We start from the raw sequence: 26,129 nt of genomic DNA on the forward strand, positions 1-26,129 counted from the left end.
AATGGATGTCCGACGGGCTGTTTCGAAATGAAGTGCTGGACGCCAGGCGCGATGAGAAGCTTGGCAAGGTGAGCCTCCGCCCACCCCGCTTCGGCTGGGCATTCTTTGTAATCGGCATCGTTTCCGCACTAAGCATTCTCTGCCTGCTTGTGGCCGGTCGCTACACGCGACACGAGCGCGTGCAGGGCGTGCTCGTACCGGCGAACGGACTGATCGTCACCAGCCCGATGGGCGCCGGCATCGTGTCCAGGGTACTTGTGCGGGAAGGCCAGGCGGTCGTGCCGGGCCAGCCACTCGTCGAGATCAACCTCGCCCAGGACAGCGTCGCACTGGGAGAAACACAGACCCTGGTGGCGGCGCAGTTGCACGCCAAGCAGACGCGGCTCCGCTCGGATCTGACGTTGCAACGTGATCTTGGGACGATTCAACGTGAAGAGATCCATGGCCGCCTGACCAACCTGCGCACACAGGCCGCGGAAAAATCACGACAGGCAAGCCTTCAGATGCAGCGAGCCGACAGCGCCGATGAACTGTATCAACAATGGCTGCGCGTGGAAGAAGCCGGCATCGTCAGCCGCTACCAACTGCTCCAGCAGCGCGACGCTGCGCTTGCGCACCGTGCCAACCAGATCGATCTCGAAACGCAGCTTCGACAGCTTGAACAGCAGATCAGCGAGGCGACATCCGCGCTGTCGCAGCTCGAGCCGAACCTGAAGAGCCTTCAGAACCAGACAGATCGTCAGTTGGCAGACGTGGAGCAGTCGTTGGCAGAGAACGCTGCACTTACCGCAGTGGTGTTGCGCGCGCAGGTCGCCGGCACCGTGACCAATGTACTTATCAAGCCGGGGCAAGCAGTCTCGGCCGGGCAGACCACGCTGAGCGTTGTACCCGACAAATCACCGCTGCTTGCAGAACTCTGGCTGCCATCCAGTGCGATCGGATTCGTGGACATTGGAAAGCCTGTCACTATCCGCTACGCGGCGTACCCGTTCCAGAAATTCGGGCAGCAGCGCGGCACGGTCATGTCTGTCTCGCGGAGCGCTACGCCACCAGATGCCCAGGCGCGGCTGCTGGGGACAAGCGTCACAGCACCGCGCTACCGTGTGGAAGTTGCACTGGTGAGCCAGGAAATCCCTGTCTATGGCAAGGAGGAGAAGCTTCGTCCCGGCATGGCGCTGGAAGCAGACATCAGCCTCGAAAGCCGGCGCCTGATCGAATGGATCTTCGACCCCCTGTACAGCCTCTCGATCAACCGTAGCGAAACAGGGGCCAAGGCCGTGGATCCAACATGAGCACTTCGGCATTCTCCGCGTGGATACAAGCGCGCCGGCTGCCCATGATCCATCAGTCTGAAGCCGCTGAGTGCGGACTGGCGTGCCTGGCGATGGTGGCCAACTACCATGGACACGACCTTGATCTATCCAGCCTGCGCAGGCGTTTCGACACGTCACTGAAAGGCATGAACCTGGCAAGCCTGATGCAGGTCGCTGACGCGCTGGAGCTTGAGTCGCGCCCCATCAAGGTCGCCCTCGAAGACCTGGCCGATGCACGCCTGCCCTGTATCCTGCACTGGGACATGACGCATTTTGTTGTCCTCAAGCGCGTGACTGCACGTGGACTGGAGATACATGATCCCGCCAAGGGAGCACGCCAGGTGACGATGGCTGAAGCGGGAAGGCACTTCACCGGTGTACTGCTGGAGCTGAATCCACGCGCGGGATTCACCCCGATCAGGGAAAGCCGGTCCATCAGCCTCCGCCGCCTGGCGGGCGACATGCCCGGGCTGCGAGGATCGATCATCCAGCTGCTCGGCCTGGCACTTGCCATCGAGGTTATGGCCCTGACGTTGCCCTTCCAGGCACAGTGGGTCATCGATCACGTCATCCTGTCGACCGACCGCAGCCTTCTGGTCGTCATGACGATGGGCTTCACGCTCGTCCTGCTCATTTCGGCGGCATTGCAACTGGTCCGCGCGTGGATCATCAGCTGGCTGGGAGCGGCGCTCAACACCGAATGGATTGCGAACCTCTTCAGTCACCTACTCAGGCTTCCCTTGGCGTTCTTCCAGAAGCGCCACATGGGCGATGTGCTTTCGCGGTTCTCGTCCGTCCACGCCATCCAGAATACGTTGACCGGAAGTTTCGTCGAGGCGGTGCTCGACGGCGTAATGGGCCTGCTCGCGCTGGTGATCATCTGCCTCTACAGCGCCAAGCTCACACTGCTCGTGGGCGCCATGGTCGCACTGTATGTCGCTACCCGCTGGCTGCTGTACAAACGCCTGTGGCACCTCACCGAAGAGCAACTGGTCTATTGGGCAAACCAGCAGAGCGAGCTCATGGAATCCGTTCGCGGCATCCAGGCCATCAAACTCGGCAACAAGCAGTCCCTGCGCCGCGCGCGACTGGCCAGTGCAACGATGGAGGCAAACAAGCGTGCAATGCAGGTCCAGCGGCATACGCTGGGCTTTGGCGTGATGGGAAACACCATCTTTGCCCTGCAGCGCGTACTGATCATCGCTCTTGGCGCACACATGGTGATGATGGGCGAGTTCTCCGCCGGCATGCTTATTGCCTTCGTCGCATATGCCGACCAGTTCTCACAGAAGACCGGCGGGCTGGTCGACAAGATCGTCGAGTTCCGCATGTTGAAACTGCATGCCGAACGCATTGCGGACATAGCACTGGCAGAGCAGGAACAGCACGTGCAAAGCACCCACAGTGGGCAGACGCCGCGCCCGCGCATCCGGCTGCGAAACCTTGGTTTCAGATACTCCCCCGCGGACCCCTGGGTGTTCCGCAATGTGTCGGTAGAGTTCAATGAAGGTGAATCGGTTGCCATCGTCGGCCCCAGCGGCTACGGCAAAAGCACGCTGGCCCGCTTGATGGTCGGCCTGCTCGAACCCTCTGAGGGATCCATCGAGATTGATGGCATTGACATCCGCTCTTTCGGGATTGCGAAGTACCGCGATCTGTTAGGCGTGGTCATGCAGGACGACGCCCTCTTTGCAGGCACCATCGCAGACAACATCGCATTCTTTGATGATGCCGCGTCCCTGGACGCCGTCATCGAAGCCGCAACCACCGCCGACATCCATCGCGATATCGCGGCGCTCCCCATGGGCTACGAATCACTGGTCGGGGACATGGGCGCGGCGCTGTCAGGTGGACAGCAGCAGCGTCTGCTGCTGGCACGCGCTTTCTACAAGAAGCCGGTGATTCTCATACTCGACGAGGCCACCAGCCATCTCGACGCAAGGACGGAGCAGATCATCAATCATCACGTCGCCAGTCTGGCGGCAACTCGAATCATCTTCGCGCACCGCCAGGAGACCATCGCCAGCGCGAAACGGGTCGTCGACCTGACTTCTTTCGCCCGCGTGGAAGCGCGTGACACCGCCCTGCTTCAGTCCGCCTCACCCTGATGAAGGATGCAGAGACCTTGAGTGACCATGCACAGGAAAACGGATTTCATGCTGCACAATGCAGCGAGCCGCGAACCATCCTGATCCACACGATCGACGGAGACTTCCACGCGGCAGTGGTTGGCCACGCGCTGCGTGGACGGGGAAACCGGGTGATGGAGTGGCGGGGAAACGATGTACCCGATGCCAGCAGCAGCACGCTCAGCTTCTCCGAAGGCAGGCTACATGCGGTACTTCATACCCGGACTGAGAACATCTTCTCCGATGATGTGGACGTGGTATGGCACAGGCGCAGGCGCATCCTGTCGGCGCCGCCCTACATCGACCCTCTTGACGAAGAATTTTCAACGGAGGAGCTGCGGATGTCCGAGCGGTCCCATCCGGAGGCGTTCGCCAACGCATTCTGGGTCAACCCTCACTCGTCCTCGCTTCTTTGTGAATCGAAGGCTCGCCAGCTGCGTCATGCACAGGACGTAGGGCTTTACATTCCCCGCACGATAATCAGCAATGATCCGGATGACATCCGCCAGTTCCTCTCTGGCGACCGTGCGTGCATCTATAAACCCCTCGGCGGCCACATCTGGGATGAAGACGGGGTGGTACGCAAGACCTATACCGCCGGGGTTACCGCTGAAGACCTGCCCGCTGATCGCCTGCTGCGCGCGACGCCAGGTATTTTCCAGGAAAAGATCGCAAAATCTTACGAGGTGCGCGCGCAGTTTTTCGGCACGAGTTGCTTTGCCATCCGCATCGAGTCCTCGCAACTGCAGAGCGGCGACATGGACTGGCGCCTGGATCAGCGCTCCATCCAGCGCTGCGAACCGGCACATATGCCCGAAGGGGTGAAGCACGCGTGCATCGCCTTGATGGCACGACTCAGGATCGTCAGTGGCGGCTTCGACTTCATTGTGACGCCGGATGGCGAATGGTGCTTCATGGAGGTCAATGAAGCAGGACAGTTTCTCTTCATCGAGTCGTGGTGCCCGGATCTTCCGCTGCTGGATGCGTTTTGCCAGTTCCTTGAGATTGGAAGTGCAGAGTTCGCGTACAGCCAGCCGCGCGCACCATTAAGTTTGAAGCAAGTCACAAATTCCGCGCATAAGCATGGGTTAATCTCGAAATAGAGGGAAAGGATTTTTGCTTGCAGCAGGCAAGCACACGGAGCGAATGGTCATCATTATCTCGTGACCATCGCAGCTGCAGAGTTACCTGCGGCTGACGCGCGGCAACCGCCGCCACCAACAAGGAGAAGTTCATGTTCAAGAAGTCTGTCGTTCAGGGTGTCCAGGCATCCGAAGGTCGTGTACTCGGACGTATTCTCTCGCAGGAAGAAGTGATGCGTGTGAGCGGCGGCACTGGTAACGGCACCTCGCAACCGACCGATAGCTGGGTGGACAATCAGACAAGCACCCCGAAGAGCGATCCGCCGGGCACCACCAACCCCAGCGTCTGATCCAGTCTGCTGAACTGCGTGCCAGCATGTGATGCGCGCACGCCTGCCTGGCGGCGGGGCATTCCCTACCGCCAGGCATTGGTCTTTTCTGAGAGCCGCCCATGCGCCAAGCCAACTTCCTGCTGACGTCACTGCTGCTGTCCATCACGGCTACAGCGCAGAGCGCACCAACGCCAAGCCCGGACGCCTACATCGAGTTTCTCTGGTCGAAGACACCGACGGGCGCCATCGCCAGGCAGGAGACCCGCTCATTCGCGTTGGACAAGCGCTTTGATCACCAGGTCTGCGTCGCAATCATGAATGCCGAAATCGCGGTAACGAGCATGGAACTGCAGGCAGTGGATCAATCCGGAGCGTTGGTCAGCAGCAGGACGTATCCCGACGTGGACGGCAGCAAGCGATGCTTTTCCGCGGACCTTCCCGATACGGCAAGCGCCGGCAAGTGGACCTACAGAATTCTTCTGAATGGCCAGGAACGGGTGATCGGTGAGCGCAGTATCGATGTCTTCGACACCGTTGACGACCTGATCGAACATACGACCCCGGGGATGCCCTACGTGCTTGGCAGGCCAAACTACGATTCATCGATCCCGCCGGATCGCTATGACGGTGAACTGGTGTGGATCATGCACATCAAACCGGATGGAACGGTCAGCCAGGTGGACATAGAAGAAGCCTCCGGAATCGGAGTGCAGATGCGCCCAAAGGCGGTGGCGGCCGGCCTGATGTCGCTGTTTCCGCCTGACCGGAGCCGCGCCCCGGATGCAACATTCCGCCGGCACCTTTCATTGCGTCCTGACAAGTAGCCCTGCCCTCACCGGGGCTCGGGCGCCCCCGTCGACCCGCGCAGCATCAGGCTGAAATCCAGCGTCTGCTGCAGCGGAACATCGATGCGCTCGATGATGGCCAGCAGCAGGCCGACCGCACGCGCCCCGATGTCCCGCATCGGCTGGCGGATGGTGGTCAGCGGCGGCGTCAGGAAGCGCGACGAGGCCAGATCGTCGAAGCCGACGATGGACACCTGGTCCGGCACGCGGATGCCCAGATCGCGGCATGCCGAGAGCGCACCCAGTGCCATCTGATCGCTGAAGCAGAACACCGCGGTGGGCGCGTGCGGACGCGCGAGCAGTGCCGCGGCCGCCGCATGACCGGACTCCAGCGAAAAATCACCGGGTACAACGCTCAAGCCGCGCAACCGGCCGCGCGCCTTGCCGGCCGCGCGCACGCCTTCCAGCCGCTGCTGGTGCAACGGGTTGTCAGGCGGACCGCCGACCACGGCGATCCGCTCATGGCCGAGTGCATACAGGTGCTCCATCACTGCGCGCGCGGCGGCGGCGTTGTCGATGTGCACGCTGGGAATGCCCAGCGCGGGATCAAATTCGCAGCCATTGACCACCGGTGCGGCCGCGCCCAGCGCCTGCACGATCTCGCGCGCGGTGGGCGGCAGGCGATGGCCGAGCACGATCAGGCCGTCGGCCTCGTTGCGTCGGAGCATCTGAGCGTAGCGCTCCTCGCGGTCGGGCTGGTGCTGGGTATCCCCCAGCAGCACGGCGTAGCCGGCAGCCTGCGCCGCATCTTCGGCCCCCTGCAGGATCTGGGCGAAGAACGGATTGGCGATGTCCGGCACGGTCACCAGGATCTTGCCACTGCGCTGGGTCTTCAGCGTCCGGGCCACCGTGTTGGGCACGTAGCCCAGCTTGGCGGCCGCCTGTTCGATGCGCGCCCGGGTGGCGGGCAGAACCTTGTCCGGCCGCGACAGGGCCCGCGACACCGTGCCGGCGGACACGCCCACGTGCTTTGCGATGTCATAGATGGTGGCCATGGGGTCAGCTCTGGTTGTGGCTGTGCACTGCACAACGGTTCTGCGGAAAGCCCATGCTAGGGTAATGCAATCGATTGCATGCAGGGTGAATCACCTTGAAGACGCTCAAGGGTCCGGCGCTTTTCCTGGCGCAGTTCATCGGCGACCACGCTCCTTTTGATCGGCTGGACACGCTGGCCGGATGGGCCGCGGGCCTGGGCTATTCTGGCGTACAAGTGCCCACCACCGCGCCCCACCTGTTCGACCTGGCCGAAGCGGCGCGCAGCCAGGCCTACTGCGATGACGTCGCCGCCATGCTGGCCGGGCACGGTGTGCAGATCACCGAACTGTCCACCCACCTGCAGGGGCAGCTGGTCGCCGTCCACCCCGCCTATGACAGCCTGTTTGACGGATTCGCACCGCCCGCCCTGCGCGGCGATCCTGCCGCCCGCCAGGCCTGGGCCGTCGACCAGCTGTTGCTGGCCGCCCAGGCCAGCCAGCGCCTGGGGCTGACCGCACATGCCACCTTCTCCGGCGCGCTGGCCTGGCCCTACCTCTACCCCTGGCCGCAGCGCCCGGCCGGTCTGGTGGACGAAGCCTTCGCCGAACTGGGCCGCCGCTGGCGCCCGATCCTGGATGCCTTCGATGCCTGCGGCGTGGACCTGTGTTTCGAGATCCATCCGGGCGAAGACCTGCACGACGGCGCCACCTTCGAGCGCTTCCTCGACGTGGTCGACCACCACCCCCGCGCGAAGATCCTGTACGACCCCAGCCACCTGCTGCTGCAGCAGATGGACTACCTGGGCTTCATCGACCGCTATCACGCGCGCATCGGCATCTTCCACGTGAAGGACGCCGAATACCACGCCAGTGCCCGCAGCGGCGTGTATGGCGGCTACCAGGACTGGATCGATCGCCCGGGCCGGTTCCGCTCGCTGGGCGATGGACAGGTCGACTTCAAGGGCATCTTCTCGAAGTTCGCACAGTACGACTTCCCCGGCTGGGCGGTACTGGAATGGGAGTGCTGCCTGAAGCATCCCGAGGACGGCGCACGGGAGGGCGCCGCCTTCATCCGCGACCACATCATCCGGGTGACCGAGCGCGCCTTCGATGACTTCGCCGACAGTGGCACCGACGCCGCATCACTGCACCGCATGCTGGGAATCTGAGCCGACACCGCCCCGGGAGGGCAAGCCATGACGCACGCCATGTCGCGCTTGGGCGCGATGATGTTTCTGCAGTTCTTCATCTGGGGAGCGTGGTTCGTGACCCTCGGCACCTATCTGGTCCAGGGGCCGCTGCACGCCAGCGCCAGCCAGGTGGCCACCGCCTTCCTCAGCCAGTCCATCGGTGCGATCGTCGCCCCCTTCCTGGTCGGCCTGATCGCCGATCGCTATTTCGCCGCGCAGCGCATCCTGGCGGTGCTGCACCTGGCCGGCGCGGTGCTGATGTGGCTGGCCTCCACGGCCACCAGTTTCAGTACGTTCTCCGCCTGCGTGATGGGCTACATGCTGCTGTTCATGCCGACGCTGGCGCTGGCCAACAGCGTGGCGATGCGGCACATGCAGTCGCCGGAAAAGCAGTTCCCGCTGGTGCGTGTGGCCGGCAGCATCGGCTGGATCATCGCCGGCGTGCTGATCGGCTGGCTGGGCTGGGAACAGGCGCACCGCCTTGAACTGACGTTCCGGATGGCGGCGCTGGCATCGCTGGTGCTGGGCCTGTACGCCTTCACCCTGCCGCACACGCCGCCGCTGGCGCAGCAGCGCGACGCGGGGCTCGGGCAGATCCTCGGCCTGGATTCGCTGCGCCTGCTGAAATCGCGCGCCTACCTGGTGTTCTTCCTGGCCTCCATCGCCATCTGCATTCCGTTGTCGTTCTACTACAACTTCACCAATCCCTATCTCAACGATCTGGGCGTGCACGGTGCGGCCGGGCTGCAGTCGCTGGGCCAGGTGTCCGAAGTGCTGCTGATGCTGGCCATGCCGTTCCTGTTCGTGCGGCTGGGGGTGAAGACCATGCTGGCGGTGGGCATGGCCGCCTGGGTGCTGCGCTATGCGCTGTTTGCCTTCGGCGATGCCGGTGGCGGCTTCTCGCTGCTGGTGATCGGCATCGTGCTGCACGGCATCTGCTACGACTTCTTCTTCGTCACCGGGCAGATCTACACCGATGCACACGCCGGTCCGGCCGCGCGCAGCAGCGCCCAGGGCTTCATCACCCTGGCCACCTACGGCGTGGGCATGTTGATCGGCACGTTCCTGTCCGGCGCGGTGGTGGAGCACTACACCACCGCCGCGGGCCCCGACTGGCAGCAGATCTGGCTGTTCCCCGCCGGCGTCGCACTGGTGGTGCTGATTGCCTTCCTGCTGCTGTTCCGCGACCGCCCCGCCGTCGCGGCGGCGCCCACCACGCACTGAGGACCGCCGCCGATGCCCAAGCTTGGAATCGCCATCATTGGCACCGGCATGATCGCGGCGGTGCATCGCCGCGCCGCCCTGCTGGCCGGTGCCGAGGTACGCGGCGTCGCTGCGTCCACGCCGCAGCGCGCGCGCGACGTCGCGCAGGCGTGGAATGTCGCGCGCGCCTACCGCGATATCGACGACGTGGTCGCCGATCCACAGGTGCAGGTCGTGCATGTGTGCACGCCCAACCACCTGCATCGGCCCATGGCGCAGGCCGCACTGGCCGCCGGCAAGCACGTGGTCTGCGAGAAGCCGCTGGCCACCACCCTGGCCGATGCGCAGGCAATGGCCGCGCAGGCCGCGTCCAGCGGACGGGTGGCTACGGTGCCGTTCGTCTATCGCTACCACCCGGTGGTGCGGGAAGCACGCGCGCGCATCGCCGCCGGTGACCTCGGCCCGCTGCATCTCATCCACGGCAGCTACCTGCAGGACTGGTTGCTGGACCCTGCCAGCAACAACTGGCGCGTCGACCCGGTGCTGGGCGGCACCTCGCGCGTGTTCGCCGACATCGGCTCGCACTGGTGCGATCTGGTGGAATGGGTCAGCGGCGAGCGCTTCGCCGAGGTCAGTGCGGCCTTCGCCACGGTGATCGCCGAGCGCAGCGCCGCGGGCGCGCAGAGTTTCAGCACCCCGGCGGCAGGCGGCGCGACGCAGGCGGTGTCCAGTGAGGACGTGGCCACGGCGATGTTCCGTACCGGCGCAGGCACGCTCGCGTCGCTGACCGTCAGCCAGGTATCGGCCGGGCGCCACAACCGCCTCTGGTTCGAGATCGACGGTGCCAACGCCAGCGTGGCCTTCAACCAGGAAGATCCCGAGCGCCTGTGGATCGGTCGGCCCGACCAGCGCGAGGAGACCTTCGTGCGCGGCCCGGGTGCCGGCAGCGCCGAGCAACGCCGGCTGTCGGCCTTGCCGCCCGGCCATGCGCAGGGCTACGCCCAGTGCTTCGAGGCGTTCGTCGCCGACACCTACCGCGCCATCGACGGCGAGCGGCCGCAGGGCCTGCCCACCTTCGAAGACGGCCTGCGCTCGGCGCTGATCGTCGAACGCGTCATCGCATCGGCCCGGTCGCGCGCCTGGGCCACCATTGAATGAACCCCGGGAGCATGCACCGATGAAGGCATCAACAGGAAGGATCGCGACCGTGGCACTGCTGCTGTTCACTGCCCTGCCCGCGTTCGCCGCGCAGACCGACGATGCGCGCACGCCCATCGCGGTGCAGATGTACACCCTGCGCAATGCCGGCTCGCTCGACCAGCAACTGGAGATCGTCCACGACGCGGGCGTGCAGGCGGTGGAAACGGTCGGCACGCAGAACGTCAGCGCCGCCGAACTGAAGCAGCTGCTGGACAAGTACGGCATCCGGGCCATCTCGTCCCACACGGCACTGGCCGACCTGCGCAATGACCTGGACAACGTGGTGGCCTTCAACCGCGCCATCGGCAACACCACGCTGGTGGTGCCCTACCTGGACAGCAAGGACCGCCCGAGCGATGCCGCAGGCTGGACCGCGCTGGGCCAGGAACTGGGGCGCATCGCCAAACAAGTGCAGGCCAAGGGCATGCGCCTGGCCTACCACAACCATGATTTCGAGCTGGTCGACTTCGACGGCCGCACCGGACTGGAACTGCTGTTCGACGCTGCAGGTCCCGACCTGCAGACCGAGCTGGACCTGGCCTGGGTGGCGCGTTCGGGCCATGACCCGGCGGTGATGCTGGGCAAGTTCCGCGGCCGCCTGTTCGCCGTGCACGCCAAGGACAACGCCGCCACGGGCCAGGCCGAAGACGAAGGCGGATTCGCCGCCGTCGGCCAGGGGGTGTTGGACTGGAACGCGATCCTGCCGGCCGCGGCCGATGCCGGCGTGCGCTGGTACATCGTCGAGCACGACCAGCCCCGTGATCCGGCAAAGGTGATCCAGACCGGCGCCGACTACCTGCGCAAGCACCTCACCGTCCGCCTGCCCGCCCGCGCATCGCGCTAGCCCGCCAAGGAGCCCCGCTTGAAAACTGCCCTGACCCTGGCCCTGACCCTGTGCGCGGCGACGGCTGCGCTGCCCGCCTGGTGCAAGGAAGACCCCGCTGCCGGTGCCAAGCTGTACGCGACAAACTGCGTGGCCTGCCACGGCGCGGACCGTGCGGGCATGCCCGGCGCGTTCCCTGCGCTGACCGACATCGGCAAGCGGCTGCCGCCTGCCCAGATCAAGGAAAAGATCAGCAAGGGCGGCGGGCTGATGCCACCCTTCCCGCAGCTGTCCGCGCAGGAGATCGACGACATCGCCAGCTTCCTGGCGAAGTAGGCGCGGGCGTTACAGCTCGCGCACCCAGATGTTGCGGTAGCTGACCTTGGACGCGTGCTCCTGCAGATACAGCGGCGCGCATCCATGTGGCGAGTACGACGGCGCACCGATGTATTCGGTCAGGCCGGCAAGCACGGTGTCGTTCTGCACCAGCACGCCGTTATGCAGCACGGTGATGCGCGCCGGCGAGGCCAGCCCGCCACCGGCCGAGAAGCGCGGCGCCTTCCAGATGATGTCGTACACCTGCCACTGGCCCGGCGCGCGCGAGGCATTCACCAGCGGCATGGCCTGCTTGTAGATCGAACCGGCCTGGCCATTGGCGTAGGTCGGGTTGTCATGGCTGTCGAGCACCTGCAGCTCGTAGCGCTCCTGCAGGAAGATGCCGCTGTTGCCGCGGTCCTGGCCGTCGAAACCCTGGGTTTCGGTGGGGCTGCGCCACTCGACGTGCAGCTGCATGTCGCAGAAGCGCTGCCGGGTGCGGATGCCCTTGCTGCCCGGCACCACGGTCATCGCACCGCCGGCCACCGTCCACGGCACGCGACCACCCTGCTCGGCCTCCCAGGCGGACACATCCGTGCCATCGAACAGCACGATCGCATCGGACGGCGCCGCGCCAATTGGTGTTGCGACGGCAGGCACCGGCGCCCATACCTCGGTCTTCGCCGGATCGCGCTCGGCACCGGCCTGCGCGAACACCGGCACCGCCGCCAGCACCCCCGCCGCCATCAAGAAAGGTCTGATCATCCTGTCATGCTCCATCAGCTGGTGGCCCACGCCGGCGTACCTGGCGCGTAGGCCATGTCGCCATCGTAGCGTCCCGGCACGGCGACGTAGTGCAGTACTTCGGTCGCGCCCGGCTTAGAGGTGAAGAAGCCGAAAATGGCCAGTTGCTTGATCATGGTGAACGGATGCGGCATCGCCTTCGCGGCTTCGGCGGTACCGGTCTCGCTTACCTCCACGGCGCGCTTGCGGGCCTCGGCATCCAGCGTGCGCAGCAGTTCGGTGCGCGCCTGGGGTGCAAGGGCGACGAAACTTCCGCCGGCGCGCTTTTCGATGTCGGCCAGGCCGGCACGGAACGTGGCCTGCTGCCGTGCGGTGTAGCAGTCGGTCACGAACCGCGCCATGAAGGCGCCGGTGGCCGCGTCCTTCGCGCCAGGCGTCTGCGTGCGTGGCAGGATGGTCTCGGCGATCTCATCGAGCGTGGCAATCTCGGCGTCGGTAAAAGGGACGCCCGCTGCGGCCGCTGGCAGCTTGCCGCTGGCCAGCGCAGGCAGGCCGACCATGGCCGCGCCGGTGGCCGCAACAATCATCTTCAACAGTTCACGGCGGTCCATCACAGGTTCCCCGCTTTCAGTTCGCGCACCGCGTGATCGGCCGCCCGCGCGGTCAGCGCCATGTAGGTCAGCGACGGGTTCACGCACGCACTGGAGGTCATGCAGGCACCGTCTGTGACATAGACGTTGGGTGCATCCCAGACCTGGTTGTTGGCGTTGAGGACCGACGTCTTCCGATCACGGCCCATGCGCGCGGTGCCCATTTCGTGGATGCCCTTGCCCGGGGCATAGTCGTTGTCGTGCATCTCCACGTCCTTGACCCCGGCCGCTTCCAGCATCTCGGCGGCATCGGCGGCCATGTCCTTGCGCATCGCCTTCTCGTTTGCGCGCATCGCGACATCCATCGCCAGCACCGGCAGCCCCCACTTGTCCCTGCGGTCGTGGTCCAGGCGGATCGTGTTGTCGTGGTGCGGCAGCATTTCGCCGAAGCCGGTCATGCCGATGCGCCAGTCACCGGGCAGGCTCAACGCTTCCTTCAGGTCCACGCCGACATTCAGCTCGGCGATCTCGCGCGACCAGCCATTGCGACTGGCGCCGCCCTGGTAGCCGAACCCGCGCAGATAGCCGCGCTTGTCCGCCGCCACGTTGCGGAAGCGCGGTATGTAGAAGCCGCAGGGGCGGCGACCGAAGTAGTACTTGTCGTCGTAGCCTTCCACGCGCCCCGAAGCGCCCGCACCGAAGTGATGGTCCATCACGTTGTGCCCCAGCTCGCCGGACGAGGAACCCAGGCCCCCTTCCCAGACATCGGTGGCCGAGTTCATCAGCAGCCAGGTCGAATTGAACGACGAGGCGTTGAGGAAGATGACCTTGGCGGTGTACTCGTAGGTCTGGCCCGTCTCGGCGTCGAGGACCTGCACGCCACGCGCGCGCTTGCGGTCCTTGTCGTAGAGCACTTCCTTGACGATCGAGAACGGCCGCAATGTCAGGTTGCCGGTCTTCATCGCCGCCGGCAGCGTCGCTGCCTGGGTGGAGAAATAGGCACCGAAGGGGCAGCCCAGAATGCACTTGTTGCGGTACTGGCAATTGACCCGGCCCTGCCCGGGCATCGGCTGGGTGATGTTGGCGGTACGCGAGTGGATCATGTGGCGCGTGCCGCCGAAGGCTTTCTGGATGCGCGCGGCCACGTCCTTCTCGACAATGTTCAGCGGGATCGGCGGTAGGAACTCACCGTCGGGCAGCACGTCCAGCCCCTCACGCGTGCCTGCAATGCCGGCGAATTTCTCCACGTGGTCGTACCACGGCGCGATGTCGGCATAGCGGATCGGCCAGTCCGTGGCGATGCCTTCCTTGAGGTTCGCCTCGAAATCCAGATCGGAAAAGCGATAGCTCTGCCGCCCCCACATCAGCGAGCGCCCGCCGACGTGGTAGCCGCGGAACCAGTCGAAGCGTTTGGTCTCGATGTAGGGCGAGTCCTGTTCGTCGGCCCACATGCCCTCCAGGTTCTCGGCCAGGGCGTAGTCGCGCATCAACACCGGAAAGGCCGCCTTCATCGCCTGGGTCGGCCGGTTTCGATGGGGGAAATCCCACGGCTCCTTCATCGCATTGACGTAGTCCTTCACGTGCTCGATGTTGCGCCCGCGTTCCAGCATCAGCACCTTCAGACCTTTCTCGGTCAGTTCCTTCGCTGCCCAACCGCCACTGATTCCCGAGCCAACAACGATGGCGTCGTAATGATTATCTGCCATGGGTCTATCACCTGGGTGGATATCGTTTCAGACGTCGCAGAGACGGATCGCCTCGCGCAATGAGCCAACGGGATCGGGCGCGGCAGGCATGAATTCCTGGGCCAGATACCCATCAAAACCGGTGTCGCCGATCGCGCGACAGATGGCCGGATAGTTCAGTTCCTGCTGGTCGCCGATCTCGTGCCGGCCAGGCACGCCCGCGGTGTGGTAGTGCTTGAAGTGGGCATGGTGCCGACCGATGGTGGCGATGATGTCGCCCTCCATGATCTGCATGTGGTAGATGTCGTAGAGCAGGCCGAAGTTGTCCGAGCCCAGCCGCTGGCACAGCGCCACGCCCCAGTCGGAGTGGTCGCACAGATAGTCGGGATGATCGACCCGGGAGTTCAGCAGCTCCATCACCAGCACGACACCGCGCTTCTCGGCATGGCCGAGGATGCGCTTGAGCCCGGCTTCTGCATTGGCCATGCCCTGCAGCGGGTCCATGCCATTGCGGTTGCCGGAAAAGCAGATGAGGTTGCGATAGCCGGCATCGGCCACCCGATCGATGTGCCGCGTGTAGCGCGCCACCAGTTCATCGTGGAATTCGCGGCCGGCAAAGCCCTTGGTCAGGCCCAGCTCGGCGCCGTTGCACATCGAGCTGTAGACGCCATGGGCCTTCAGGGTGGGCCAGTCCTCCGGGCCGACCAGGTCGATGGCGGCAAAGCCGAGGCCCTTCACGGTCTGGCACAGCTGGGCGACCGACAACTGCGGGAAAGTCCAGCGGGCGACCGAGTGTTTCAGATGGCCGTTGAGGGGTACAGCACCGGCAACGACAGGCAATGCGCCCGCAGCGGCAATGCCCAGCCCCACGCTCCCGGCAAGTGCAACGCGCAACGCGTCCCGGCGGGTGAACCCCGGCGCCGGTGCCGGTCCGCTTGAATGAATGGCCATCCACTTCCCGGCCTCCCAACCGGTAGCAAACGCAATCGATTCACTGCAATGCAATCGATTGCACCATACGGGAGGAAGTATTTTTTTTGCAAGACGCGGTGCACGAAAGCGCATGCTGCGGGGCACCACCGCGATGACATCGTGGAAAAAGAAAAGCCCCGCATAAGCGGGGCTTTCTTTTCTGCTGCAGACGCGCGTTCGATCAGAACGGAATATCGTCGTCAGCGAAGTCGTCCATCGGCGGTGCCTGCTGCGGCTGCGGGCGCTGGTTGCCGCCTTGGTTGCCATAGCCGCCCCCCTGGTTGCCGCCCTGGTTGCCGTAGCCGCCACCCTGGTTGCCACCGCCCTGGTTGCCATAACCACCGCCCTGGCCGCCACGCTGGCCGCCGCCACCGCCGCCGTACTCCTGGCGCGGCGCCTGCTGGCGCTGCGGACGGTCGCCGCCGTAGTTGCCACCACCGCCGCCACCGCCGCCGTCACCGCGGCCGCCCAGCATCTGCATTTCATCGGCAATGATGTCGGTGGAGTACTTTTCCACGCCATCCTGACCGGTGTACTTGTCATAGCGCAGGCTGCCTTCGACGTAGACCGAGCTGCCCTTGCGCAGGTATTCGCCAGCGATCTCGCCCAGCTTGCCGAAGAACACCACACGGTGCCATTCGGTGCGCTCCTGCTGGTTGCCGTCCTTGTCCTTGCGGACGCTGGTGGTGGCCAGGCTGATGCGGGTGATCGCCATGCCGCCCTGGGTGTACTTCACGTCCGGGTCGTTGCCGAGATTGCCGACCAGGATGACTTTGTTGATGCCGCGCGCCATAGGTACCTTCGTCCGTTGTCCAAGGGCAGGCCGCCAGTGATAGCACGCCGTGACCGGGCATGCCGTGGCCGGGGCCACCCTTGGTGAAATTTGGGGGATGCAAGAACGGTACATCTTAACATCGCCACCGGCCAGCGCCCGCCCTGCGGCAACCACCGCGGGCCAGCGGAAATGGCGAAACTCGTTTCAGGGCAATGACTTGCGGCGAGTGAGCGGGCGATCTGCGGGCCACCGTGACGTGCCCACCGCGCAATCGGGCCGGTTCGATGCAGACAGCAATGCGGCACGCGACCTGCGCCACGGCCACGGCAGATGCGGCACGGTCAGGACCGGGCCAATGCCTGTCTCGGCGAGGGCCCACGCATGGCATCATGCGTCCTGCACCGCCCGTTCTTCCCCACCCGGACCATGACGATCAAAGGCAAAGCCACTTCCCTGGACATCGCCCACCTGGCCGGGGTGTCCCAGCCCACGGTGTCGCGCGCCCTGCGTGGCAGCCCGATGGTGAATGCGGAAACCCGCGAGCGCATCCTGCGCATCGCCCGCGAGCTGAACTACAAGGTCGACAAGAACGCCTCCAGCCTGCGCCTGCGCAATGCCGGCACGCTGGCGTTGCTGTTCTTCGAAGACCCCACCAACGACGATTCGCTGATCAACCCGTTCTTCCATTCCATGCTGGGCTCGATCACCCGCGCCTGCGCCCTGCACGGGCAGGATCTGCTGGTGTCTTTCCAGCAGCTGTCCACCGACTGGCAGGCCGACTACGAAGACAGCAACAAGGCCGACGGCATCATCCTGCTGGGCTACGGCGATTACCACCAATCGCGCGACCGCCTGCAGCGGCTGGTCGAACAGGGCACCCATTTCGTGCGCTGGGGCGCGGCCCTGCCCGGCCAGCCCGGCGTCTCGATCGGCAGCGACAACTTCCAGGGCGGGCATGACATCACCGCCCATCTGCTGGACCAGGGCTGCCGCCGCATCGCCTTCCTCGGCCATGCGTCCAGCCATTACCCCGAATTCGAAGAGCGCTATCGCGGCCACGTGGCAGCGCTGCGGGCACGTGGCCTGACGGCCGAGCCCGGCCTGCAGTACGATGCGATCACCACCGAAGCCTCCGGCTACGAGGCCTGTCTGCAGCTGCTGGGCAGCGGCGGCGCGATCGATGCCATCTGCGCGGCCAGCGACCTGATCGCCATTGGCGCGCTGCGTGCCCTGCGCGAACGCGGCCTGCGCGTGCCGCAGGACGTGGCGGTGACCGGCTTTGACGATATTCCGCTGGCGGCTTCGGTGTCGCCACCGCTGACCACCGTGCAGCAGGACACCAAGCAGGCCGGGCAGCTGCTGGTGGAAAAACTGCTGGCGCTGATCAACGGCCAGCCGGTCGATGGCCTGAGCATTCCGGTGAAGCTGGTGGTGCGCGAATCGTCGCTGCACCGGTAACCCGTAGAGTCGAGCTTGCTCGACTGTTTTTCGCCGAGCCATCGAGCAAGCTCGACGCTACGAAGCAAAGCCAGAGCAGTCGAGCAAGCTCGACGCTACGAAGCAAAGCCAGAGCAGTCGAGCAAGCTCGACTCTACGAAGCAAGGCCAGAGCAGTCGAGCAAGCTCGACGCTACGCGAAGTCCTTCAGGATCTCGCCCACGCCGCTCGGGGACACCTCGAAGCCCAGCGAGGTGCCGGGGTTGATCACCACGCCGTAGCCGCCCGGAACGCGGCGCAGCACGTCCAGCATCAGCCAGCGGATCTGGTGCGGCGCCTGTTGGCTGTAGATGCCCACCCGCACCGGGTCGGTGAACACAGCCACGTGCAGGGTGCCCTGCTTGTCGAACAGCAGCGGGTCGAAACCGCTGCCGTCGGGGGTCACCAGGCTGCCGGTCAGCAGCACCACCTCGGACGCGACGAAGGCCTCCATGAAGGCACGGATCGGCACGGTACCGTCCATGGCCGCCTTCAGCAGGGTTTCAATCGGGGTCTGCGGGGCAAGGTCGGTCATGGCGGTACGGCAGGCAATCAGGGGGGCCCATTGTAGAGTCGAGCTTGCTCGACTGCGCGAAGAGCGTGCCAACCAAGGTTGGCACCTACCAGGGCGATCGTGCCAACCAAGGTTGGCACCTACCAGAGCGGTAGCGCCGGGCCATGCCCGGCGGGGCTCTCAGCGCCCCAGCCGCGTGTCCCGTGCCTGCTGGTCGGCCATGGCCTTGTCCAGTTCGGCCTGCAGCGCCGGCTGCTTCACCTGCGCATCCAGCAGGTAGACCTTCACCCCGTGCGCGGGCACCTCGGTCTGCAGGCGCCCCTTCACCTTCAGCTCGCCGCCGTCCAGCGCATCGCGCCAGGTGCCGGCCTGCAGGTAGCGCTCCACGCTGAACGTCTTTGCGGCATCGCCCTTGTTCAGCAGCACCAGCGCCGTCTGCGCCACATCACCGTGCTGCAGCACGCGCAGGAACACCGCTTCATCGCCCTGCAGGCGCTCGTTCACCTGCAGGCCGCGCTGCAGGGCCGGGGTGGCTTCGCGCAGCTTGGCGATGCGCTGCAGCGGCGCGAAGATCGGGCTCTGCGGCGCGGCGTCCACGCGCGGCTGGCCGAAGTAGGCGCGGTTGCCCGCATGTTCGGCGCGGCCACGCATGAAGCCGGTTTCCGAACCGTAATAGACCACCGGAATGCCGCGTGCGGTGAACAGCCAGTTGTGCGCGTCGATGAAGCCGTTGTCGCTGGCCTGCAGGCGAGGCATGTCGTGGTTGTCGTAGAAGCTCATCAGCTCGTACGGGTTGGCATACGGCCCACCGCTCAGGTGCAGTGGTTCGGCCAGCGTTTCAAAGCCCTTGCCGGCGGTGCCGAAGGTCTGTTCCAGCGCGCCGCGCAGCGGGAAATCCAGCACGCTGACGTTGGCATTGGCCGGCCAGGTGTGTTCGGCAATGCTGGCCGCGTTGTAATCGAAGGCTTCGCCGAACATGAACATGCCCGGGTGCTGTGCACGGATGCGGCTGACGAATTCATGCCACCACGGGTGCGGCAGCCAGCCGATGGTATCGATGCGCAGCGCGTCCACGCCCTGTGCGGTCCACTGCAGGTACGCCCCGACCAGATAGTCCATCACCGCCGGATTGTTCTGGTTGAAGTCGGACAGCTCGGCCAGGTTGCCATCGAAGATCGAGCCGTTCTTGCTGTCGACCGGGCCGATGTTGTTGTAGAAGGCGTGCAGCGGGTTGTGCTGCGGGTCCAGCTGCTGCGGCGGCAGGTTCTGGTGGTCGGCAATCAGCTTGCCGTCCTTGTCGAAGATCTGGCCGAACTGCGGCTGCCGCTTGGGCATGGTCCACGCCGGCGAACCATGGTTGCCGACGATGTCCAGCACCACCTTCAGGCCGGCATCGTGCAGGCCCTTGTTGAGGCCAGCGAAATCCAGATCCTTGCTGGGCAGGTGTTCGTCCAGCTTGTAGAAGTTGATGCCCCAGTAGCCGTGGTAGCCGGTCTTGCCGCGGTCGGTCAGCGTGCTGGTGCAGCTGATCGCCTTGCTGCCGGTGAAGGCTTCGTCGGGGTTGTCGACGATGGGGGTGATCCACACCGCACCGAAGCCCAGGTTGCGGATGTACTGCGCGTTGTCCAGCACGCCGCGGAAGTCGCCGCCCAGGTAACCGATGTTGCCATCCACCTTGTCCGGGCACGGAACCGGGATATCGAAGGTACGGTGCTTGCCGCCCTGGTCACGGTGGTCGTTGGACGGATCGCCATTGACGAAGCGATCAGTCACCACGAAGTACACCGCATCGCTGGCGAACGGTTCGGTGGTGCCGACATACGCCGGGCGCGGCGCGGCCAGCGCCTGGCCGGCAAACAGGGCTACACAGACTGCAACAGGCAACACAGCACGCATCACACCACCTCCGAACGCGACGGAACCCGCAGCACGCACACACCGGCCAGCAGCAGGCTGCAGCCGCCCAGCACCAGCACGTGCATCGGCTGGCCACCCAGCCATGCGCGCAGGGCGAAGCCCAACGCACTGGCCGCGACCAACTGCGGGATCACAATGAAGAAATTGAAGATGCCCATGTACACGCCCATCTTCCTGGCCGGCACGCTGTCAGACAGCAGTGCATACGGCAGCGAGAGGATCGACGCCCAGGCAAAACCCACGCCCACCATCGACAGCAGCAGCCAGTGCGGATCACGGATGAACATCAGCGAGATCAGGCCGGCGCCGCCCAGCCACAGGTTCACCAGGTGGCTCCAGCGCAGGCCCACGGCACGCACCATCAGCGGGATGACCAGCGCGGCCAGCGCGGCAAAGCCGTTGTACGCGCCGAACAGCACGCCCACCCAGTTGGCGCCTTCGTTGTAGGCGGCCGACTGCGGGTCGGTGGAACCGAAGTGGGTGCCGGCCACCGCGGCCGTGGTGTAGATCCACATGGCAAACAAGGCGAACCACGAGAAGAACTGCACCCAGGCCAGGCGCCGCATGGTGATGGGCATCGCCCGCAGATCGTCGACGATCGCCGCCAGCATGTGGGTGCCCGGCAGCGAGCGGGCCACCGCCAACAGCAGGCCATACCCCGCGCAAAGGCCGGCCAGCACGTACAGCATCTTGTCACCCTGGCGCCAGGCGATCAGCACCGCCAGCAGCAGGCCCACGCCCAGCCACAGCGCCACCTGCGACCACGGCGCCGGACCGTTCACCGCCGCTGCGGCGTGGTGCGCGGGCGGCTCGGCATCATCGAAGCCGGCCAGCTCGGTGGGCGAGTACTCACGCGTGCTGACCACGGTCCAGGTGATCGCCGCCAGCAGCACCACGGCACCGAAGTAGAACGCATAGCGCACCGTATCGGGCACTTCGCCGGCGGCGGCCGTATTGGCCACGCCGAAGTGGGCCAGGATGAACGGCAGGAAGCTGGCTACGATCGCGCCCACGCCAATGAAGAAGCTCTGCATGGCGTAGCCGGTGGGCCGCTGGCGTGGTGCCAGCTGGTCGCCCACGAACGCACGGAACGGTTCCATCGACACGTTGATGGACGCATCGAGCACCCACAGCGTGCCCGCGGCAATCCACAGCGTGGGCGAATTGGGCATCACCAGCAGCGCCAGCGTGGTCAGTACCGCGCCAATCATGAAGAACGGCCGGCGCCGTCCCCAGCGCGTCCAGGTGCGGTCGGACAGGTAGCCGATCACCGGCTGCACCAGCAGCCCGGTCAGCGGTGCGGCGATCCACAGCCCCGGCACCGACTCCATGTCCGCACCCAGCGTTTCGAAGATGCGGCTGGCATTGGCATTCTGCAGGGCAAAACCGAACTGGATGCCGAGGAAGCCGAAGCACATGTTCCAGATCTGCCAGAACGACAACTGCGGTTTGGCAGGACGGCTCATCGGCTGCCCTCGACCGCGGCCACCGGCGCTACCTTCAGCGCCTGCACCTGGGCCTGGTTGAGCACGCCGTCGCGCCCGCCCTTGCCGCCGTTGTAGTGCGCGAAGTGCTGCAGCGCGCTCATGTTGAAGCCCTCTTCCAGCTTCACGCTGCAGCGCCCCTTGGGCACGCTGAAGGTCGCGCCGGTGGATTCCTGCGCGGCCACGCTATGCGGCAGCGTCACCGTCAAGCGCTGCACGGGCTGGCTGCCGCACTGCACTGCCAGCTGCTTCACCGCAGCGGTCACCCCGGTGTTGATCGGGCCGTTGGGGTTGCTGTACTGCAGGCGCAGGCGCACCGGCCCGGCCTTGGCGGCGGTGAACTGCCACTGGCGTGCACCGCGCAGCACCTGCTGCGGGCCCACGCACAGCATCGGGCTGTGCAGCGATTCCAGTGCACCGTCGCGCCGGGTCAGGCTCAGGCAATGCTGCAGGCCGTCATCTCCAATGCGCGCCACACCCTTGCTGATCGCGGTCAGCGCGCGGCCGTCCTGCCACAGCACCTGGCCTTCGGCCACCGGTACGGTCCACCCCTTGCCGCTGCGCCGCGCCTGCGGTGCGGCCGGGGTGGCCGGCGCGCGCGCATTGGCATCGGCAGTGCTGACGGGCACCGCGCGCGAAGGCGCGGCCACCAGCTGCACCGTGGTGGTGGTGCCGCGCGTCTTCACCTTGCCGGCCACCAGCAGGCCATCACCCACCTGCTTCGGCCGCTCCAGCACGTAGCGCTTGCCGTTGGCCTCCAGGGTGATGCGCCGCTGCTTGCCGAACAGCTCGGGCACCAGGCTGGCCGGCAGCTTGGGCTGCACGCTGCCATCGTCCTGCACCCCGAACACGCCTTCGGTGACCATGGCCAGGTAGCCGGCCACCGACCACAGCTGGCGCTCGGAATTGACCACCGGCCCGCTCAGCGCACCTTCGTCCACATGCACGGCCTGGCTGACCAGTTCGTAGTTTTCCATGTTGGAACCGGCCAGCGCCGCGCCCTGCATCAGCGAGCGGATCTCGGCGGCGATGCGCGGCGCATCGTCCAGCTTGCGCGCCGCGCGCAGCGAATAGGCGCTGACGAACGGCCAGATGGCGCGGTTGTGGTAGATCGGCTGCTGCGCTTCCTGCGGCCACACCACCGGGCTGCCGGCCGGCCCCATCGGGTAAGCGGCCAGCGCCCGCTGCGCGCGCTCGGCGGGCAGCACGTCGGCCAGGATGCCCAGCGACAGGCCCAGCAGGTCCACCTTGGCGTAGGGCACCGGGTGCGCCGCTTCGCCGATGTAGCTCATGTACTGGCCCATGTCCTGCCGCCAGAAACGTGCATCGATCTGCAGCGCCAGCGCATCGGCCCAGGCCTTGTACTGCTCGGCGCGCTCGTCACCCAGCTGCGCGGCCATCTGCTGGCCCAGGCGCAGGGCCTGGTAATGCAGCACGTTGGTGGACAGCGCGTAGGAATCGCCGATGAAGCGTACGTTCTCGCGCGTCCAGTCCGGGTAGGTCTGCTCGCGCCAGTCCAGGAACGAGGTCTCGCCGCGGTACAGGCCCATCTGCGCGTCGAACACCATCGCCCGGTCCTGCGCCAGGGTGCCCTGCAGCGCCTGCCAGACCTGGTCGGCGAAGGCCGCATCATCCAGCAGATGGCGCGCGGCCAGGAACCACACCACGCGGTCGCTGCTGATCGGCCAACTGCCGCCCGAGCCGGTGTCCTGGGCCACGAACAGACCGGGGGTATGGCCATCGCGCGCGGCCGACAGCTTGAACTGCAAAGACTGCCGCGTGCGCTGCGGGTCCAGTTTCGCCAGGGCCAGATCGGCGGCGAAGCTGACATCGCGGGTCCACACGTACGGCCAGCGCGCGCCGGTCTGGAAGCAGTCGCAGGGCACCGGGCGGCCTTCATCGAAGGCCGGATCGCGGATCGCATCCACGCGGTCCTGGTCCATTTCCTGCTGGGCCAGGGCGAACAGCGCATCGAACATCACGCTGCCGGTCTGGCTGCGCATGGGCGCGGCGGCAATGCGCACCTCGCCCTTGGGCGCATGCAGCACGAAGCTGCCCTTGGCAGCGGTTTCAGCACGCGCGTGGCGGCCGTTGAATTCCAGGTCGGCCGCGTGCGCGGTCGTTCCCAGCGCTGCCCCCAGGGCAGCCGTCAGGCAAATGATCTTCAGCATCGAAGCGGCAGACCGGCTTGCGCCCGTCGACCTCCCTCCCTCTCTGCACCGTTGTGGGTCCGCGCCACCGGAACCGGTGCGCGGGCGCGGCCCCTCCCTCAAGGTGCCTTGCCCCATGGTAGACGCGGCGCCGTGGCCTGCGTCCAGTTGCATACGTATTCATGGCCATCGCGTGAAGACCGGGCGCCGTGCTGGCTTATGGTCCGGGTCTGCCAATGGCGCCTTGGGAGGGGAAATGCCGGCTTTTTCTGTTGCAGTCCGCGCGATGTTCGCGCCGGTGTTCGGCATGGCCCTGCTGGGTCTGGCGGTGGTGGCCCAGGCCGCGCCGCAGGTTACCCGGGTGGAATCGCCGGGCAAGGTGCTGGCGGTCAGCCTGGTGCTCGATGGCGGCACCGCGCGCTACCGGGTGGAACGCCTGGGCGAACCCGTGGTGGACGATTCCAAGCTGGGCTTCGTGCTGCGCGACGGCCGTCTGGACCGTGATTTCGTCCAGCTGGGCGAGCAGCGGCGCAGCGTGGACGAGACCTGGGAACAGCCCTGGGGCGAGCGCCGCGTCACCCGCAACCACTTCAATGAACTGACCGTGCAACTGGGCGAAAGCACCGGCAGCAAGCGCCGCGTGGATGTGGTGTTCCGCGTCTACGACGATGGCCTGGGCTTCCGCTACGCCTTCCCCGAACAGCCCAACCTGCGCGAGGCGATCATCGATGACGAACTGACCGAGTTCGCCATCGCGCCCGATTCCACTGCATGGTGGATTCCAGCCGGCGAGCCGATCCACTACGAGTACCTGTACCAGCGCACGCCGCTGCGCGAGGTGCCGCTGGTGCACACGCCGATGACCCTGCGCAGCGTGGATGGCCTGCACGTGGCCATCCACGAGGCCGCGCTGGTGGACTACGCCGGCATGTGGCTGCGCCGTACCGAAGGCCAGCGCCTGCGTGCCGAACTTTCGCCGTCGGCCGAAGGCTGGAAGGTGCGCCGCACCCTGCCCTTCAGCACCCCGTGGCGCACGCTGCAGATTGCCGACCGCGCCGGCGGCCTGGTCGAATCGGACCTGATCCTCAACCTCAACGAACCCAATGCACTGGGCGACGTGAGCTGGGTGAAGCCGGCCAAATACCTGGGGGTGTGGTGGTCGATGCACCTGGACAACGAAAGCTGGGCCACCGGTCCAAAACATGCGGCCACCACCGCCAAAACGAAGAAGGTGATCGACTTCGCGGCCGCGCACGGCTTCCGCGGCGTGCTGGTGGAAGGCTGGAACCCCGGCTGGGATGGCATGTGGGTGGGCAATGGCTATGACTTCGATTTCACCCGCGCCACCGCCGATTTCGATATCGAAGCGCTGTCCGCCTACGGTCTGAAGAAGGGCGTGCACCTGATCGGCCACCACGAAACCGGCTGCGCCATCGAACACTACGAAGACCAGCTGGATGCCGCGCTGGACCTTTATGCGCGCCTGGGCGTGGATCAGTTCAAGACCGGCTACGTCTGCGATGACGGCCAGGTGGACCGCCGCAACCCGGCCGGTGGCCCGCTGTGGCGCGAGTGGCATGACGGCCAGTTCATGGCCCGCCACCACCTGAAGGTGGTGCAGGAGGCCGCACAGCGGCACCTGTCGGTGAACCCGCACGAGCCGATCAAGGACACCGGCCTGCGCCGCACCTACCCCAACTGGATCTCGCGCGAAGGCGCGCGCGGCATGGAATACAACGCGTGGGGCCAGCCGCCGAACCCGCCCGAGCATGAAGTGAACCTGGTGTTCACCCGCATGCTGTCCGGGCCGATGGATTACACCCCCGGCATCCTCAGCCTGAAGGGCCGCCACGGCCAGGCCATTCCCAGCACGCTGGCCCGCCAGCTGGCGCTGTACGTGGTGCTGTACAGCCCGATCCAGATGGCCGCCGACCTGCCCGAGCATTACCTGCAGCACCGCGAGGCGTTCCGCTTCATTGAAGACGTGGCGGTGGACTGGGAACAGAGCCGCGTGCTGGATGGCGAGGTGGGCGACTACGTAACCCTGGTGCGCCGCGACCGCAACAGCCGCGACTGGTTCCTGGGCAGCATCACCGACGAACACGGCCGCGTGCTGCCGGTGTCGCTGGGCTTCCTGGAACCGGGCGTGCGCTACCGCGCCGAGATCTACCGCGACGGCGACGGTGCGGACTTCCGCAGCAACCCGTTCGCGTTCAAGCGCGAGACGCGTGAAGTCACCAGCGCCGATGCCCTCACCCTGGTGCTGGCACCGGGCGGCGGCCAGGCAATCCGCTTCACGCCGATCCACTGAACGCCCGCGATCGCGCAGCGCCGGGGAGGGCCCGGCGCTGTCGGGAGCAGGGACTGGAACCGTTTACAACGCTGCACACGCCATTGAATACGTATGCAGGGTGATT

The 26,129-nt window shown here is 65.8% G+C and carries 22 protein-coding genes; 12 read left to right on the plus strand and 10 right to left on the minus strand.

Annotation, left to right across the window (positions count from 1 at the left end):
• Positions 1-5: 5 nt before the first annotated feature.
• The 5 genes from AC06FA_RS04395 to AC06FA_RS04415 all read left to right on the plus strand — a co-directional run bounded on the left by AC06FA_RS04395 (position 6) and on the right by AC06FA_RS04415 (position 5,680).
• Positions 6-1,292, plus strand: a complete 1,287-nt coding sequence (locus tag AC06FA_RS04395; RefSeq protein WP_478067273.1) for an HlyD family secretion protein — start codon at positions 6-8, stop codon at positions 1,290-1,292.
• Positions 1,289-3,421, plus strand: a complete 2,133-nt coding sequence (locus tag AC06FA_RS04400) for a peptidase domain-containing ABC transporter (RefSeq protein WP_478067274.1) — start codon at positions 1,289-1,291, stop codon at positions 3,419-3,421. The genes AC06FA_RS04395 and AC06FA_RS04400 overlap by 4 nt, the downstream gene beginning before the upstream one ends.
• Positions 3,422-3,438: 17 nt before the next feature.
• Entirely contained in the window at positions 3,439-4,545 is a 1,107-nt protein-coding gene (locus tag AC06FA_RS04405) for an MvdC/MvdD family ATP grasp protein (RefSeq protein ID WP_478067275.1), read from the plus strand.
• Between the two features lie 131 nt (positions 4,546-4,676).
• On the plus strand, positions 4,677-4,874 hold the full coding sequence (locus AC06FA_RS04410) for a hypothetical protein (RefSeq protein ID WP_478067276.1): 198 nt from the start codon (positions 4,677-4,679) through the stop codon (positions 4,872-4,874).
• Between the two features lie 101 nt (positions 4,875-4,975).
• Complete coding sequence (locus AC06FA_RS04415) at positions 4,976-5,680, plus strand: hypothetical protein (RefSeq protein WP_478067277.1); 705 nt, start codon at positions 4,976-4,978, stop codon at positions 5,678-5,680.
• Positions 5,681-5,688: 8 nt separating this feature from the next.
• On the opposite strand, the gene AC06FA_RS04420 is transcribed toward AC06FA_RS04415, so the two are convergent.
• Positions 5,689-6,696, minus strand: coding sequence for a LacI family DNA-binding transcriptional regulator (locus tag AC06FA_RS04420; RefSeq protein WP_478067278.1), 1,008 nt, complete (start codon positions 6,694-6,696; stop codon positions 5,689-5,691).
• Between the two features lie 95 nt (positions 6,697-6,791).
• On the opposite strand from AC06FA_RS04420, the gene AC06FA_RS04425 reads away from it, so the two are divergent.
• The 5 genes from AC06FA_RS04425 to AC06FA_RS04445 are packed head-to-tail and all read left to right on the plus strand — an operon-like array spanning position 6,792 to position 11,427.
• On the plus strand, positions 6,792-7,844 hold the full coding sequence (locus AC06FA_RS04425; protein ID WP_478067279.1) for a sugar phosphate isomerase/epimerase family protein: 1,053 nt from the start codon (positions 6,792-6,794) through the stop codon (positions 7,842-7,844).
• A gap of 27 nt (positions 7,845-7,871) precedes the next feature.
• Positions 7,872-9,089: a nucleoside permease gene (locus tag AC06FA_RS04430; protein ID WP_478067280.1), complete on the plus strand. Its 1,218-nt coding sequence runs from the start codon at positions 7,872-7,874 to the stop codon at positions 9,087-9,089.
• Positions 9,090-9,101: 12 nt separating this feature from the next.
• Positions 9,102-10,226, plus strand: a complete 1,125-nt coding sequence (locus tag AC06FA_RS04435; protein ID WP_478067281.1) for a Gfo/Idh/MocA family protein — start codon at positions 9,102-9,104, stop codon at positions 10,224-10,226.
• A 19-nt stretch (positions 10,227-10,245) separates the two neighbouring features.
• Positions 10,246-11,112: a sugar phosphate isomerase/epimerase family protein gene (locus AC06FA_RS04440; RefSeq protein ID WP_478067282.1), complete on the plus strand. Its 867-nt coding sequence runs from the start codon at positions 10,246-10,248 to the stop codon at positions 11,110-11,112.
• Positions 11,113-11,130: 18 nt separating this feature from the next.
• Entirely contained in the window at positions 11,131-11,427 is a 297-nt protein-coding gene (locus tag AC06FA_RS04445; RefSeq protein WP_478067283.1) for a c-type cytochrome, read from the plus strand.
• 9 nt (positions 11,428-11,436) lie between these two features.
• Here AC06FA_RS04445 and AC06FA_RS04450 read toward each other — a convergent pair whose 3' ends face one another.
• From AC06FA_RS04450 to ssb, 5 genes are all read right to left on the minus strand, one after another.
• Complete coding sequence (locus AC06FA_RS04450) at positions 11,437-12,171, minus strand: 3-keto-disaccharide hydrolase (protein ID WP_478067284.1); 735 nt, start codon at positions 12,169-12,171, stop codon at positions 11,437-11,439.
• A 14-nt stretch (positions 12,172-12,185) separates the two neighbouring features.
• A complete protein-coding gene (locus AC06FA_RS04455) occupies positions 12,186-12,761 on the minus strand; it encodes a gluconate 2-dehydrogenase subunit 3 family protein (RefSeq protein WP_478067285.1) in 576 nt (191 codons plus the stop codon).
• Complete coding sequence (locus AC06FA_RS04460) at positions 12,761-14,446, minus strand: GMC oxidoreductase (protein ID WP_478067287.1); 1,686 nt, start codon at positions 14,444-14,446, stop codon at positions 12,761-12,763. Before AC06FA_RS04460 ends, AC06FA_RS04455 begins: the two co-directional genes overlap by 1 nt.
• Positions 14,447-14,473: 27 nt before the next feature.
• Complete coding sequence (locus tag AC06FA_RS04465) at positions 14,474-15,376, minus strand: hydroxypyruvate isomerase family protein (RefSeq protein ID WP_478067336.1); 903 nt, start codon at positions 15,374-15,376, stop codon at positions 14,474-14,476.
• Between the two features lie 202 nt (positions 15,377-15,578).
• On the minus strand, positions 15,579-16,190 hold the full coding sequence (gene ssb / locus AC06FA_RS04470) for a single-stranded DNA-binding protein (RefSeq protein ID WP_343652751.1): 612 nt from the start codon (positions 16,188-16,190) through the stop codon (positions 15,579-15,581).
• A gap of 408 nt (positions 16,191-16,598) precedes the next feature.
• Between ssb and AC06FA_RS04475 the strand changes: the two genes are divergently transcribed.
• Positions 16,599-17,630 (plus strand): LacI family DNA-binding transcriptional regulator, encoded by a 1,032-nt coding sequence (locus tag AC06FA_RS04475; protein ID WP_478067288.1) that lies wholly within the window; start codon positions 16,599-16,601, stop codon positions 17,628-17,630.
• 171 nt (positions 17,631-17,801) lie between these two features.
• Here the strand turns inward: AC06FA_RS04475 and AC06FA_RS04480 are convergent, their stop codons facing one another.
• From AC06FA_RS04480 to AC06FA_RS04495, 4 genes are all read right to left on the minus strand, one after another.
• Positions 17,802-18,182: an SseB family protein gene (locus AC06FA_RS04480; RefSeq protein WP_478067289.1), complete on the minus strand. Its 381-nt coding sequence runs from the start codon at positions 18,180-18,182 to the stop codon at positions 17,802-17,804.
• 159 nt (positions 18,183-18,341) lie between these two features.
• Positions 18,342-20,057, minus strand: a complete 1,716-nt coding sequence (locus tag AC06FA_RS04485) for an alpha-amylase family glycosyl hydrolase (RefSeq protein ID WP_478067291.1) — start codon at positions 20,055-20,057, stop codon at positions 18,342-18,344.
• Positions 20,057-21,544, minus strand: coding sequence for an MFS transporter (locus AC06FA_RS04490; protein WP_108748862.1), 1,488 nt, complete (start codon positions 21,542-21,544; stop codon positions 20,057-20,059). Before AC06FA_RS04490 ends, AC06FA_RS04485 begins: the two co-directional genes overlap by 1 nt.
• A complete protein-coding gene (locus AC06FA_RS04495; protein WP_478067292.1) occupies positions 21,541-23,733 on the minus strand; it encodes a glucosidase family protein in 2,193 nt (730 codons plus the stop codon). The genes AC06FA_RS04490 and AC06FA_RS04495 overlap by 4 nt, the downstream gene beginning before the upstream one ends.
• Before the next feature lie 235 nt (positions 23,734-23,968).
• Here AC06FA_RS04495 and AC06FA_RS04500 point away from each other — a divergent pair, with 235 nt between their 5' ends.
• Positions 23,969-26,023 (plus strand): glycoside hydrolase family 97 protein, encoded by a 2,055-nt coding sequence (locus AC06FA_RS04500; RefSeq protein ID WP_478067293.1) that lies wholly within the window; start codon positions 23,969-23,971, stop codon positions 26,021-26,023.
• Positions 26,024-26,129 lie beyond the last annotated feature (106 nt).

It is taken from the genome of Stenotrophomonas sp. Steno-C17 (genome assembly GCF_056393165.1).

Bases quoted from the DNA above. Each gene is read 5' to 3' on its own strand.
- AC06FA_RS04400 (WP_478067274.1), top strand. From the start codon at position 1,289: ATGAGCACTTCGGCATTCTCCGCGTGGATACAAGCGCGCCGGCTGCCC.
- ssb (WP_343652751.1), bottom strand. From the start codon at position 16,190: ATGGCGCGCGGCATCAACAAAGTCATCCTGGTCGGCAATCTCGGCAAC.
- AC06FA_RS04480 (WP_478067289.1), bottom strand. From the start codon at position 18,182: ATGACCGACCTTGCCCCGCAGACCCCGATTGAAACCCTGCTGAAGGCG.
- AC06FA_RS04420 (WP_478067278.1), bottom strand. From the start codon at position 6,696: ATGGCCACCATCTATGACATCGCAAAGCACGTGGGCGTGTCCGCCGGC.
- AC06FA_RS04485 (WP_478067291.1), bottom strand. From the start codon at position 20,057: ATGCGTGCTGTGTTGCCTGTTGCAGTCTGTGTAGCCCTGTTTGCCGGC.
- AC06FA_RS04415 (WP_478067277.1), top strand. From the start codon at position 4,976: ATGCGCCAAGCCAACTTCCTGCTGACGTCACTGCTGCTGTCCATCACG.
- AC06FA_RS04460 (WP_478067287.1), bottom strand. From the start codon at position 14,446: ATGGCAGATAATCATTACGACGCCATCGTTGTTGGCTCGGGAATCAGT.
- AC06FA_RS04500 (WP_478067293.1), top strand. From the start codon at position 23,969: ATGCCGGCTTTTTCTGTTGCAGTCCGCGCGATGTTCGCGCCGGTGTTC.
- AC06FA_RS04395 (WP_478067273.1), top strand. From the start codon at position 6: ATGTCCGACGGGCTGTTTCGAAATGAAGTGCTGGACGCCAGGCGCGAT.
- AC06FA_RS04455 (WP_478067285.1), bottom strand. From the start codon at position 12,761: ATGGACCGCCGTGAACTGTTGAAGATGATTGTTGCGGCCACCGGCGCG.
- AC06FA_RS04435 (WP_478067281.1), top strand. From the start codon at position 9,102: ATGCCCAAGCTTGGAATCGCCATCATTGGCACCGGCATGATCGCGGCG.
- AC06FA_RS04430 (WP_478067280.1), top strand. From the start codon at position 7,872: ATGACGCACGCCATGTCGCGCTTGGGCGCGATGATGTTTCTGCAGTTC.
- AC06FA_RS04495 (WP_478067292.1), bottom strand. From the start codon at position 23,733: ATGCTGAAGATCATTTGCCTGACGGCTGCCCTGGGGGCAGCGCTGGGA.
- AC06FA_RS04490 (WP_108748862.1), bottom strand. From the start codon at position 21,544: ATGAGCCGTCCTGCCAAACCGCAGTTGTCGTTCTGGCAGATCTGGAAC.
- AC06FA_RS04440 (WP_478067282.1), top strand. From the start codon at position 10,246: ATGAAGGCATCAACAGGAAGGATCGCGACCGTGGCACTGCTGCTGTTC.
- AC06FA_RS04475 (WP_478067288.1), top strand. From the start codon at position 16,599: ATGACGATCAAAGGCAAAGCCACTTCCCTGGACATCGCCCACCTGGCC.
- AC06FA_RS04450 (WP_478067284.1), bottom strand. From the start codon at position 12,171: ATGATCAGACCTTTCTTGATGGCGGCGGGGGTGCTGGCGGCGGTGCCG.
- AC06FA_RS04410 (WP_478067276.1), top strand. From the start codon at position 4,677: ATGTTCAAGAAGTCTGTCGTTCAGGGTGTCCAGGCATCCGAAGGTCGT.
- AC06FA_RS04465 (WP_478067336.1), bottom strand. From the start codon at position 15,376: ATGGCCATTCATTCAAGCGGACCGGCACCGGCGCCGGGGTTCACCCGC.